The organism is Flavobacterium tistrianum, from assembly GCF_003254545.1.
GTDB lineage: Bacteria > Bacteroidota > Bacteroidia > Flavobacteriales > Flavobacteriaceae > Flavobacterium > Flavobacterium tistrianum.
The window spans coordinates 26,409-39,916 of the sequence record NZ_QJRH01000067.1 but is presented as its reverse complement, the minus strand read 5'-3'; the positions used below and the strand labels follow the sequence as shown (position 1 = coordinate 39,916).

7 protein-coding genes are annotated in these 13,508 nt (G+C 36.3%); all 7 read right to left on the bottom strand.

The window, feature by feature from the left end:
* Positions 1 to 200: 200 nt before the first annotated feature.
* The gene (locus tag DMB71_RS09290; protein ID WP_111365546.1) at positions 201 to 2,207 is read right to left on the bottom strand and encodes a glycoside hydrolase family 97 protein; all 2,007 of its coding nucleotides are present in this window, start codon (positions 2,205 to 2,207) and stop codon (positions 201 to 203) included.
* A gap of 212 nt (positions 2,208 to 2,419) precedes the next feature.
* Positions 2,420 to 4,819 carry a glycoside hydrolase family 31 protein gene (locus DMB71_RS09285; RefSeq protein ID WP_111365544.1) on the bottom strand — a complete coding sequence of 800 codons (2,400 nt, stop codon included), beginning with the start codon at positions 4,817 to 4,819 and terminating at the stop codon, positions 2,420 to 2,422.
* Between the two features lie 142 nt (positions 4,820 to 4,961).
* Positions 4,962 to 7,448 (bottom strand): glycoside hydrolase family 2 TIM barrel-domain containing protein, encoded by a 2,487-nt coding sequence (locus DMB71_RS09280; RefSeq protein WP_111365542.1) that lies wholly within the window; start codon positions 7,446 to 7,448, stop codon positions 4,962 to 4,964.
* Between the two features lie 136 nt (positions 7,449 to 7,584).
* On the bottom strand, positions 7,585 to 8,439 hold the full coding sequence (locus DMB71_RS09275; protein ID WP_111365540.1) for a hypothetical protein: 855 nt from the start codon (positions 8,437 to 8,439) through the stop codon (positions 7,585 to 7,587).
* Positions 8,440 to 8,456: 17 nt separating this feature from the next.
* Positions 8,457 to 10,037, bottom strand: coding sequence for a RagB/SusD family nutrient uptake outer membrane protein (locus DMB71_RS09270; protein WP_111365538.1), 1,581 nt, complete (start codon positions 10,035 to 10,037; stop codon positions 8,457 to 8,459).
* A gap of 12 nt (positions 10,038 to 10,049) precedes the next feature.
* Positions 10,050 to 13,139, bottom strand: a complete 3,090-nt coding sequence (locus DMB71_RS09265) for a SusC/RagA family TonB-linked outer membrane protein (protein WP_111365536.1) — start codon at positions 13,137 to 13,139, stop codon at positions 10,050 to 10,052.
* Between the two features lie 45 nt (positions 13,140 to 13,184).
* A complete protein-coding gene (locus DMB71_RS09260; protein WP_162614808.1) occupies positions 13,185 to 13,388 on the bottom strand; it encodes a hypothetical protein in 204 nt (67 codons plus the stop codon).
* Positions 13,389 to 13,508 lie beyond the last annotated feature (120 nt).

Genomic DNA, 13,508 nt, shown 5'->3' with positions numbered 1-13,508 from the left:
TTTTACTTTTTTAAACTATAAAAAAAATATGCCACAGATTAAAAGGATTAAAAAGATTAAATCTGTACAATCTGCCAAATCTGCGAGAGGAAAAAAAAGAAAAAAAATCCTTTTTAATCCTTTTAATCTGTGGCCAAATATTTTATTTTCTATTATATGTTAGACGCACTAAAGTGAGTCTCTACAAAAATCTTTGTGGATTATAATTTTTTAAAACGAACCGCTCCACCGCCGGCACCGCCTAATTTCAATTGCAATTTATCTGAAGCTTTTACCGTCTTCTTAGAAATTGCTACTGCTTCTGGATTGTGTTTTTGATCTGTTCCTTCTGCATCTACATAAATTTGTGCTTCGTAAGTCGCGTTTGGATCTAAGAATGATAATGAAACTTCTACATTTCTTGGTTTTTCATTTGTTAAAGCTCCTAAATACCAATCAGCGCTATTTCTATCTTTTCTTGCAGTTGTAATGTATTCGCCAATTTTTCCTTCTAAGATTTTAGTGTCTTCCCAATCTGTCGGAACATCTTTTAAGAATTGCAACGCTGGTTTTCCTTCGTAGTTTTCAGGAAGATCAGCTAACATTTGAATTGGAGAATAAATCGTAACGTACAATGCCAATTGCTGACCCACAGTTCCCTGAATTCTTTTTCCTGGATAGCCTTGTTTTACCTCAACATCGAAAATTCCAGGTGTAAAATCCATCGGACCAGAAAGTAATCTTGTAAACGGAATAATCGTTAAGTGATTTGGCGGATTTCCTTCGCTCCAAGCGTTATATTCTTGTCCACGTGCTGCTTCTCTCGAAACCATGTTTGGATATGTTCTTCTTTCTCCAGTATCTTTAATCGATTCGTGGTATAAAACCGCTAAGTCATATTGCGCCGCTTTTTCTAAAATGTATCTGAAATAATTTACTCCAAACTGCCCAAAGTGCATTTGTTTCATATTCAATTTAGAACCAACGTGACCAATTTTCACGGTGTGAATTCCAAGTTTTTTATATAAAGCGAAACCTTCGTCAACTTCTTTTAAGTAGTTAATTAAGTTTGAACCTGTTTCGTGGTAACCGATTAATTCGATGTTCTTTTTCTTTCCGTATTCAACCACTTTTTCTAAGTCGAAATTGTCGGCACTTTTCGTGAAGCTAAACATGTGCATACGGTTTTCATACCAAGCTGGTGTCCAACCTTTGTTCCATCCTTCAATTAATAAATGGTGGAAACCTTCTTTTGCTGTAAAATCGATATATTCTTCTGCGTGTTTTGTTGTTGCTCCTTGTTTGTCACTTTCCCAGAAAGTATATTTTCCGATATGCATTCCCCACCAAATTCCTAAATATTTATAAGGTTTGAAATAGCTATTTGTATTTTTTAATTTATTTGGTTCGTTCAAGTTTAAAACCAAATAAGAAGTAATCAATTCACCTGCATTTTCTCCAATCTGAATCGTTCTCCAAGAAGAAGTAAATGAATCTTTTACACGAACTTTAATTCCATCAGCCCAAGGCACCAAATCCGATTTTAATTCTGTTCCTTTTGTGTTTACCAAAGTCATGCTTGCAAAATCGTATAAGTTTGCTTCGTGGAAACTTAATGCTAATCCGCTTTTGCTTTCGATTGTCAGTGGAGTCAAAACAGTATCTAAAGTGCTTACCGGCGCATCTTTAAATAAATATTCGTCACGGTCTGGTCGGTTTGCAGGAATCCACCAAGCTTTTCCATCTTCTTTTAAGTTGAAAGTCGTTTTTTCATCCATGATGAAAATACTGTCTTTTACATTTTGTTTTGGATAAACGTATCTAAATGCTACTCCATCGTTAAAAGCACGAAACTGAATCTGTAATTTTCTTTTGTTTCCTGTTTTTTGCTGTAAATCGACTACCAATTGATTGTAGTGATTTCTGATGTTTTTCTTTTCTCCCCAAACTTGTTCCCAAGTTTCGTCAAAAGTCGAAGTCTTCGCTCCTTTTATTTCAAAGTTTGAACTTAAATCTTCATTTCCTTTCAATACAAATCCCATATCAGACGGAGAAATTACTTCAGTCTTTCCGTGAGAAACGGCATATTTTGGAGCATTTTTTACCAGCTCAAATTTGATTTTATTTTGTCCGTTTGGCGATGCCAGTTCGTAAGCGTTATTCGTTTTTTGACTGTAGCCAACTGCTATCGAAAACAGTACGGCCGGGAGAATTAGATAGTTTTTCATGTTTTTTGGTATTATATTTTATTTGCCACAGATTAAAAGGATTAAAAAGGATTTTTCTTTATGATTTTTTCACACAGATTCTACAGATTTTTGCAGATTTATTCTAATCTTTTTAATCCTTTCAATCTGTGGCTATATTTTTTCGCCACGAATTACACAAATTAACACCAATTGAATTCGTGGAAATTCGTGCAATTAGCGGAAGACTTATTTTATTTTGCCCACTCCGTTTTAAAAGTGGTTTTTCCATTCAATGGATTTGCTGTTACGTCGAAATTGTTTCCGCTTTTGTTCACTTTTATTTCCTGAACAGCATCACCTTCTGGTAAAAATACTTTGGCTGTTGCTGAAGTGGTTTTATCGCTTGCAAATACTTTTAATGTCAATTTGCTCCAATCCATATCTTTAGTTGATTGTGCTAAACCAATGTGCGGAATTGCAGTTCCGTCTTTTACTAAAACTACGATTGGCACTTCACCTGCTTTGATTTTATGCCACCCAGATTGGTACACTTTTTTAGTTTGATAATCGATCCAAGTTCCTTCTGGAAGGTAAACGTCTCTTTCTTCAACTTCTTCAAAAAGTGGTGCAACCAACATACTTGAACCAAATAAATACTCATTATCCACTAACCAAGCTCCCGGATCATTTGGATATTCTACAAAAAGAGCGCGCATCATTGGCAATCCTTTTTGAGAACTTTCTTTCGCCTGAGCGTAGATGTATGGCATCAATTCGTAACGCATATTATCTGCTTTTCTAAATCCTTCTAAGAATTCTTTACTGTATAACCAAGGTTCGCGAGGTGGTTCTCCGTGGCTTCTTACGTGTGAAGTAAACATTCCAAATGGCGTCCATCTTCTATAAATATTCTCAGGAGATTTGGTTGCGAAACCTCCAACATCATGACTCCAGAAACTGAATCCGCTAAGACCTAATGAAAGTCCGCCGCGTAATTCTGCTGACATTGCTCCGTTGCTAGTTTCGGAATCTCCTCCCCAATGTAAAGGATAACGCTGAGATCCAGCCCATGTACTTCTTGCCCAGATTAAAGTATATCCTTTTTCTTTCTGAGTGATTTCTGCAACCGCTTTATTGTAACGTAATGGATATAAATTATGCTCATAAAAACCTGTTCTTCCAGAATGATAAATTCCATCTGGCGGTGCTGCTTCTCCAAAATCAACTTTAAAAACCGCAACGCCTTCATCAAATAACTTTTTCAATTTTCCTTGGTACCAAGAAATGGTTTCAGGGTTTGAGAAATCCAGAACCGCATCTTCGTACGGAAGATTACCTTTTCGGTCTCTTACGGCTAAGTTTTTATCCATAATTTCAGGGAACAAAGTGTTTTTTGGCGTAAAATAAGGCAATTGCCAAAGACAAACCTGGAAACCGTCTTTTTTCAAATCAGCCATCATTTTTGTTGCGTCTGGGAAACGAGATTTTGCAAACTCGTAGTTGTTTCTCCAATCCACATCAAACCAGCCTGTATCAAAGTGAATCACATCGGTTGGGATTTTGTATTTACGTAAATCTCTTGCTACGTCTCTTCCTTCTTTTTCTGAGAAATACGTAATACGGCTCATCCAAAAACCGAAAGACCAAAGCGGAGGCATTGCAGCCTTTCCAGTCAAATTCGTGTATTGATCTAAAATATCTTTTGGTTCTCCGATAAAGAAAAACAAATCGGCTTCGTCATCTCCAATGTACATTTCGTTGGCACTTGAAAAGTATTTTCCGAAGTCAACCGTAATTGGAGTTGAATGGTGCATGAAAACGCCGTAACCACGGCTACTCATGTAAAACGGAATTGGTTTATACATCGTTTCATTTTGGATTCCGTTGGCATCATCTGTCCATAAAACTACTTTTGAACCGCGTTTGTTGAATTGTGTGAAAGATTCACCGCAACCAAATATTTTTTCGTCTGGTTCTAAGCTGAAAGCCGCACCCATACTTCTTGAATAATCGCTGTTTCTGCGAACATAAGAAAACGGAAGTGTTGGCGTATAGGTATTTTTAAAATCGGTATCGTGAAGTGTGCTTGTTAGTAGTTTTCCTTTTTCATCGTAAATTTTTACGTGCCAAGGTTTTGTCAAGATTTCAACTTTTCCGTGTTTGCTTGTATAACTGTGACCATCTTCGATTTTAGCATATTTCCATAATTCTGGATGATTTGGCGCAACACCATCAACCAGCATCAACGATTCTTTTTGCGGATGAAACTGCGGACCAGAAGTTGTTTTGATACGAACTGTTCTATCTGATACAAACTGAATTTCGAATGGCAGAACAGGAGATTCCGCGTATTCTGTTGTTGGGAATTCATTTGCTTTTTCTACATCTGGTTTCATCATCATGTTGTTGAAAGCCTGACGCGTTTTATAATTGTATCTCAAATATTTGATCGTTCCTTTTGCCGTTGCTGGGTCAAAAGAAGCTAGTTCGTCTGCGAAATAAAAAGTATTCAGATAGTTCTGAAAATCTTTACTGATATCGATTGGCGCATTTAGTACATCTGCGTTTTGAATTTGTGCTGTCGCTTTTGGCACAGCTAGAAATCCCAAAACAAAAGCAGAAACTAATGCGGTTAATTGTGAGTTTCTCATGGGTTAGTTTTTATTTTTTTTTTGCCACAGATTAAAAGGATTCAAAGGATTTTTTTTCTTTTCTCTCGCAGATTTTGCAGATCATGCAGATTGAAATCTTTTTAATCCTTCTAATCTGTGGCTATATTTAAAATTTTAAAAATTATTCTGTTGTAATTACAATCGTGGATTGTTTCAATCCGTTTGCTTTTGCTGTTAATTCCAATCTTCCTGATTTATCTCCTGATTGTACAATAACCAAACATTTACCAGCCAAAGCCGTATGTTTATTTGCTTTGTACGCTTCGTGGCTTACAGGATCTCCGCTGCAGACGCCTACTATTTTTCCATTTCCTTTTAGAGAGAAATTAATTTCGTTATTCGCATTTGGAGCAATCGTTCCTTTATCATCTAAAATATCAACTGTGATAAATGACAAATCATTTTTATCTGCTTTAATGGTACTTCTGTCGGCAGTCAATTTTAATTGTGAAGGATTTCCAGCCGTTTTGATTTCTTTTTCTAAAACCACTTTTCCGCCTTTGCGAGAAACTGCTTTTAGTGTTCCTGCTTCAAAAGGAACTCTCCACATTACGTGTAAATCGTCTCCTTTTTTAGCTCTTTTCCCAACTGATTTTCCGTTTACAAAAAGCTCCACTTCATCTGCATTATTGTAGTATGCCCAAACGTCAACCGTTTGTCCAGCTTTCCAATTCCAATGTGGAAAAACGTGAAGAACGGTTTTGTCTGTCCATTCGCTTTGGTACATATAATACACATCTTTCGGGAAACCAGCTAAATCTACAATTCCGAAATATGAACTTACCGATGGCCATTCGTATGGCGTTGGTTCTCCTATATAATCGAAACCTGTCCAAACGTACATTCCTGCTAAGAAATTATGTTTTTTAATGATTTTCCAAGTTGCTTCGTGTGTAGATCCCCAAGGAGTTTGAACTTGATCATAAGCTGAAACTGTATTTCCAGGATTTCCTTCAGTAAATTTAAGATCCCATCTTACTGGCCATTTTTTTATTGTATCAGAAACAGCGTCATAATAACCTCTTGTCTGCAAACCCGAAGTAGTTTCGGTTGCAATGAAAGGAGTTTTTGGGAAGTTTTCTAGATGATGTTCAAATGTTTGATGTGCATAATTGTATCCAATTAAATCTAAAACTCCAGATCCAGCAAGCGGATTAATCGAAACATTCTTTTTCTCAAACTGTAACGTCACTTCATCAATATTCATATTCACTGGCGGATTCATTCCTGCAGTCAACGGACGCGTTTTATCATACTGGCGAGTAATTGCCGCCAATTCTTTGGCAATTTCAACACCTGTTTCGCTCCATTGTTCTGGAATTTCATTTCCGATACTCCACATAAAAATACTTGGATGGTTGCGGTCACGGCGAAGTTGATCAGCTAAATCTATTCTGTGCCATTTATCCCAATCATTTGCATAATCATATTTGGTTTTGTTTTGTTTCCACATGTCGAAAGCTTCATCCATAACAATGAAACCCATTTTATCGCAAAGATCTAAAAGTTCAGGTGCAGGCGGATTATGAGAAGTTCTGATTCCGTTTACACCCATTTCTTTCAAAATCTCTAACTGACGTTCGATCGCACGCGTGTTAATTGCAGAACCTAATGGCCCTAAATCGTGGTGCATGCAAACTCCTTTTATTTTGACTTGTTTTCCATTCAAAATAAAACCTTTGTTCAAATCGAATTTAAAATCTCTGATTCCGAAAGTGGTTTTGTATTGATCTATGATTTTATCGTCAAGCGAAATTTCGGTAACTGCTGTGTACAATTCTGGTTTTTCATCTGACCATAAAATCGGATTTTCAACTTCTGCTGCTTGATTCAGAATTTGATTTTCGTTGGCGTTGATTGTTATATCTTGAGTAACCGACGTTACTTTTTTGTCTTCTTTAAAAATAGTAATCGTTACAGTTGCTTTTTTACCTTCTTTGTATTGATTTTTAATTGTTGTTTCAATACTTATAGAAGCCTTTTCAGCCGTAACTTTTGGAGTTGTAATATAGGTTCCCCATTGTCCCACATGAAGTTTATCGGTAGTTTCGATCCAGACATTTCTAAAAATTCCTGAACCTGAATACCAACGTGAATTGGGTTGTTTTGAATTGTCAACCTTAACAATTATTTCGTTGTTTTTGTCTCCGTAATTTAAATATGGCGACATATCATATTGAAAACCTATATATCCGTTTGGACGTTTTCCTAAATAATGTCCGTTTACCCAAACTTCGCTGTTTCTGTAAACGCCATCAAAAGTGATTGAAGTTATTTTTGTACTGTCTTCTGCAGCGACTTTAAATATTTTTTTGTACCAGCCTAAACCTCCATTTAGAGATCCTCCGCCATAACCGCCAGGACTTTTTTCATCAAATTTTCCTTCGATGCTCCAATCGTGAGGCACATCTAAAGTTCTCCATTTTGTTGAAGCCCCAATTGTATCTTTATCAATAATGCTATCATTGAGATGAAAGCTCCAGTCTGCATTAAAAGAAACTTTTCGGTTTACAAATGCATCTCCTTTTTTAGAACAGGAATTCAAGAAAAAAACTCCTGCTGCGATTGCCCATAAACTTATATTTTTTATGTTTTTTCTAATATGCATAGGTACTTTTATTTTTTTTGGAATTTGAAGATAGAAATAAAAAATGGTTTCATTTATTTCTCCATAAATAATTTAAGTCTCAGTCTTAAAGAACATTACGAATGCTTTTAGGACTGAGACTTCAAAACTAACTAACTTACGATTTCGGCTTGTAGTGGAATACAATTAGACAAACTCCTTCACCAGTTCTACTCTGATCGCGCACTACTGCTAATCTTAAAGATGTTGCTGTAAGCTCAACCACTTTTACACTGATCCAGTTGCTGCAGTCTCCATAATAGTCTCCACCGTAAAGCATTTGTACTCCACCGTTAAAAACCAATTTATTTTTTGCAATATCAAATGAATAGGTTCCTTTTTTTGTTGTTTGATTGTTGTTTGCAATCGCTGTTTGAGTAACCGATGTATTGTAATTTCCATTTAAATCAAAATACATTTCTCCCCAATTTTTATTAGCCATTACCCAAGAGTTGCTTGCATAATCTGGCAACCAGCTCCAGTTATCACCAGATGTTGCTGGGTAGTCTAAACCAGCCCATCCAACAGGATCTGTAAAATCTAAAACCCATGTTTTTCCGTCGACACCATTTGTCAGCATTTGCCATTTTGGGTCTCTAAAATAAGTTTCGTCATTTTCGGCAATATTAACCACAACTGGAGGAGCTTCTACAGAACCTCCTCTTGTATAAGCGGTGTAATAAATAGTATATTTTCCTGCAAAAGGAAGAACTACTTGATCGCTGCTTTTGTTAGAGTGTCCTAATTCATTTCCTGCTGCGTCTACATATTTCCAAAATGGAATAACAGTCGGATCGTCACTTTTAAGATTTATAAGATTTTTATTTGTAGCATCTTGCGTGATAGAAAACTTGAGTGTTTCTGGTGTTAAAGTAACTGCTGGAAGGCTTTCGCGATCCTCAATTGCCTCACAAGAAAATAACAGCGAACCAATTGTAACAGCTGCTATTAAAATATATAATATACGTTTCATAGTCATTTTGTTTTGAATTAATTCCAGCCTGGGTTTTGAGTTATTGTACCATTTGAAAGAATGATCTGCGATTGCGGTAATGGTAACCAACCTTGAGTCTCTGTTCTAAAAGTAACTGCAAACTGAGAACCACCTGTTGTGTTATCAATAGCAGCTTTCATGGCAGGCATTCCTTGTCTGATTAAGTCGAAGTAACGAAGTCCTTCAAGAGCCAATTCTAGCTGACGCTCTTTCATGATGTTTTCTATACTAGCTGTTTTTCTGTGAGTAGTGTTTTTAAAAGCACGGTCACGTACTCTGTCAAAATCTGCTTGCGCTAAAGCTGGGTTAGACGATAAATTCAACTCCGCAGCCATTAACAACACATCAGAGAAACGAATAATCGCATAATCTTGGTAGTTGTCAATTTGGAAATTTCCTCCGTTTGCCTCTACAACAGCTGTTCCAGCCGCATTTGTAATTGGGCAATATTTTTTCCAAGAATATCCTGTGTACTGGCGTTGTTCTCTAGCTTGTGCATCAAAATTTAAACCTTCACCAGCATAGTCAATAAATGAAGCTGCTTTTCTAGTATCGCCAGCTTCGTAAGATTCTACCAACTTAGGATTCACTGTTGCTCCTCCCCATCCTGTTGCATATTTTCCAATTGAACCTCCACGCGGCGCAATATTTACTTGGAAACGGTTTCCTTCGTGAAGATCCCAGTTTCCTTTTCCTGAACCATTAAAACGAACTGCCCAAACCATTTCTGTATTATCTTCTCCAGCAAAATTTTCGAAAGAAGCTGCTAACCAAAGATTAGCAAAATCAGCTACTAAACCATGTCCGCTATTATTTACTGCATCGTTAATATAAGCAGTTGCTTCAGCTTTAGAAACCACACCAGCTAAATCTGCTTTGCCATATGTTCCCGTATAGAATAAGAATGTTCTAGCCAAATATGCTTCTGCAGCCCATTTTGTAATACGCCCATAATTAGCATTTCCTGCTTGCGAGTAGTTTTCTGGACCTAAATTATCTGCTGCAAATTTTAAATCGCTTGCTATTAAAGCATACGTAACTTCTGGAGCTTGTCTTGGTAATTCGAACTCACTTGTTGTAACTGTATGATCTAATGGAATAATGTCTCCAAACATTTTAGCCGCTGTAAAATGGAAATGTGCTCTTAAGAAACGTGCCTCAGCTTCGTAGCGAGTTTTCAAAGCTGTATCTGATCCCCAGTTTACTTTGTCTAAGTTTTCTAATAAAATATTAGCTCTGTAAATTCCTAAATAAGCATTTGACCAAACATCTTTGTTCATATCTTTGTCCGAAACGTACAAGAAACGATCCCATTCGATATCGGTTTGAGCATCGGCAATACCATAACCTCCAAAGCAATCATCAGAAGCTTGTTCACTAATTAATAAAGGTCCGCCGTAAGCTTCACGCTGCAAAACATCATAAATTGCCACAAGACCTTCAAAAGCATCAGAAGGTGTTTTATAAAAATTGTCAGTTACTTTATCTGTATATGGTTCGTTTTCCAAGAAATCCTGTGAGCAAGCACCTAAAGTAAGTAAGCTTGAAAGCGCAAATAATTTTATATATCTTTTCATGATTTTCAAATTTTAAAAGTTAACATTCAGACCCATCAAATAGGTTCTTGGCTGAGGATAATATCCAACATCAATTCCTTTAGCCCAAGACTGGTTTACGTTTCCGAAACCAATTTCTGGATCCATTCCTTTGTACTTTGTGAATGTGTAAAGGTTATTTCCTGCAACATATAATCTGAATTTACTGAAGAAACTAAGTTTTGTTGTCAGCTTCGTTAAATCACATCCGATTGTAGCATTTTTAATTCTGAAGAAATCTGAATCCTGAATATATAAATCTGAGAATTTAGTGTAATTCCCGTTTGCATCAGTTCCGTAAGTTACTCTTGGAATTCTGTTAGAAGTCCCTTCAGTTGTCCATCTGCCTAACACTTCTGTAGTGTTGTTTGTGTAAGCACGTGTGTAATCGTGAACTCCAAAAACGTTTTGTCCTCCTGCGATACCGTAAGTATTGATAGAGAAATCAAAAGCTTTGTATGACAATTCTAAATTAACACCATAGTTAATATCTGGGTTTGGATCTCCAATTTGAGTTTTATCGTTTGCGTCGATTTTTCCGTCTCCATTTAAGTCTACGAAACGAACGTCTCCAGGCTGTGCATTTGGCTGAACACCTGCTGCAACTTCAGTAGCATTTTGGAAAATTCCGTCTGTTTTTAATCCGTAGAAATAACCCATTGGTTTTCCAACCTCAACACGGTTCATCTCATCTAAACCTTGGAATAAAACGTTTGACTCTCCATGAATAATTCCTTCATTGTTAGCAATTTTCAACACTTCGTTTTGGTTACGAGAAAGGTTTGCATTGATAGCAAAATTCCAATCTTTTCCAAAACGCGTGCGATAAGACAAACCAATTTCAAAACCTTTGTTGCTTACGTCTCCACCATTAATGTAAGGCGCAGTTGCTCCAGCATAAGTTGGGATAGACGCCAATACTAACCAATCTTTTGTTTTCTTGTCATAGTAATCAAAAGTTAAAGTAAAGTTGGTAAACAATGTAGCATCAAAACCTAAGTCTAACTGCTCTGAAGTTTCCCATTTTAAGTTACGGTTTGCTAATTGATCTGGACTTGAACCTACTAATAAAGTTTCGTCGCCGGTTCCAAAATGATATGTTTTATCTGTTGAGTTAACCGTTGACATATAAGCAAACCTTCTTGCAAATTGGTCATTACCATTTTGTCCCCAGCTTGCTCTTAATTTGAAAGTATTTAAAACTTTGTTTTCTTTGAAGAAAGCTTCTTTATCTAAATTCCATCCTGCAGAGAACGATGGGAAAATAGCATATTTGTTATCTGGACCAAATTCTGATGAACCGTCACGACGAACTGTTGCAGAGAATAAGTATTTATTGTTATAATCGTACAATAAACGTCCGAAGTAAGACTGAATCGCATAATCTTTACGATTTCCTTTTACCACATTTGATGTTGGATCTTTTGCATTATCTAAATAAGCATGTTCGAAATCATCAAAAATTAAGTTTCTACCTTGACCTTCCATATAATCAGAAGTATTCTTTTTAGCAGAAGTACCCACTAATACATCAAAATTATGAGCGTCGGCTATGTTGAATTTGTATTGAAGCGTGTTCTCAAAAATCCATCCTAAAGATTTTGTAGCACTTTGAGTTACGCTAGAAACGGTATTATTATCATTTGAAGAAAGCGAATAAACTGGTCTGAAAGAACGGTAATTGCTGTCTGTCATATCAACACCATAACTAGTTCTGAAAGTAAAGTCTTTTGCAAATTTTAATTCAGCAAAAATATTACCTACATAACGATTTGTTTTAGTCTGATTGAAGTTGTTGTAGTATAAAGATCCAACTGGGTTACTCACATCTTGAGAAATAATAGAACGTGCAAAATCTCCATTTTCGTCATATGGCTGATCTATTGGAGCAGCGTTTAAGAAAGCTCTAATCGCATTGCTATAAATACCATCATCTGCAACACCGCTAGATTTGATGTTTGATAAAGTGAAGTTTTCACCAATTTTCAAATATCCTTTAATAACTTCAGAAGTAGAGTTTACTGTAAAAGTAACACGATCGTATTGAGATTGGTTAGTAGATCCACCAATCATACCTTCTTGTCCGTAGTAAGATAAACCAGTTGCAATAGTAGATTTTTCGTCACCTCCCGTAATCAAAAGAGAGTGATTTTGTTTCATTGCGCCTTCGTTGAATAAATCTTTTTGCCAGTCGTGATCAGGAAATGAAGCAATTTGCTCTTTTGTGTATAATGGAGCATATCCAGAATTTACACGAGCTTCGTTCATGATTGTAGTATATTCCTGTGTATTCATCAAATCCAGTTTTTTAGCAATCTGCTGAAAACCTGTATAAGAACTTAAAGACACATTCATTTTACCATCTTTTCCTTTTTTAGTAGTAACCAAGATAACTCCGTTTGCCGCTCTTGCTCCGTAGATAGAAGCTGCAGAAGCATCTTTTAAAACGTCTACCCTTTCAATAACAGATGGATCAAGATATCCAATTCCGTTATCTACTACTACACCATCAACTACATAAAGCGGATCGCTGTTTCCTGCTGTACCTGCTCCACGAATATTTACCACCATATTCGCACCTGGCTGTCCAGAAGATGAAGTTACAGAAACCCCAGAAGCTTGACCTTGTAAAGCATTTACAACATCAAGACTCGCAACTTGCTGAATGTCTTTTCCTGACACCAAAGAAGTTGCCGCAGTATTTACTTTCTTCTTTTGAGTACCGTAACCGATTACTACAATTTCTTTAAGCTCTGCAGTTTCTGGCTGCAAAACCGCATTGATTACTTTTTGAGTTCCAACCGTAATATTTTGCGACTTGAAACCCACAAAAGTGATTACCAAAACATCGCCTGCTTTAGCCTCGACTTTATATTTTCCGTCAAAATCGGTAACAGTACTCGATTTTGTTCCCTGTACTTGTACAGTTGCTCCTGGAACTCCAAATCCATCTTCGGAAGAGGTAATTGTCCCGCTTACAGTTTTGGATTCTTGAGCAAATCCAAACTGCATCATAAATACGCTAAGCAGCACCGCCATAAAATATGGAAGCTTTGTTGTTTTAATACAATTTTTGCTTTTCATAATAAGAATTGATTAAGTTTAAGTTATAGTTAGTGTTTTTTTACCCTAGAGAAATCCGGAAAAACTTCCCAAGCAGGTCATGCCAAAAATGAGGGCCTGAATCTCATTTCCAACATTTAGTGCTTGCTGACTATAAACACGCGTTTTAAAAACAAGCATTTTTAAAACTTCAAAATCGATTCTTTCGGCAGAATTTGATGATGGTAATCTCATCAAAAAGCTATTTAAATCAATTTTTAGAAAAAACATTTGTGGTAAGTTTAAGTTAAGTGTAGTTTTGTCTTTTTTACTTATAGTCAATTTGAATTTATCTTATGGTAAATTTGACTACAAGTGTAAAACAAATTTTCTGTATTAACAAAATATTAG

Bases quoted from the DNA above. Each gene is read 5' to 3' on its own strand.
- DMB71_RS09290 (WP_111365546.1), bottom strand. From the start codon at position 2,207: ATGAAAAACTATCTAATTCTCCCGGCCGTACTGTTTTCGATAGCAGTT.
- DMB71_RS09285 (WP_111365544.1), bottom strand. From the start codon at position 4,819: ATGAGAAACTCACAATTAACCGCATTAGTTTCTGCTTTTGTTTTGGGA.
- DMB71_RS09280 (WP_111365542.1), bottom strand. From the start codon at position 7,448: ATGCATATTAGAAAAAACATAAAAAATATAAGTTTATGGGCAATCGCA.
- DMB71_RS09275 (WP_111365540.1), bottom strand. From the start codon at position 8,439: ATGAAACGTATATTATATATTTTAATAGCAGCTGTTACAATTGGTTCG.
- DMB71_RS09270 (WP_111365538.1), bottom strand. From the start codon at position 10,037: ATGAAAAGATATATAAAATTATTTGCGCTTTCAAGCTTACTTACTTTA.
- DMB71_RS09265 (WP_111365536.1), bottom strand. From the start codon at position 13,139: ATGAAAAGCAAAAATTGTATTAAAACAACAAAGCTTCCATATTTTATG.
- DMB71_RS09260 (WP_162614808.1), bottom strand. From the start codon at position 13,388: ATGTTTTTTCTAAAAATTGATTTAAATAGCTTTTTGATGAGATTACCA.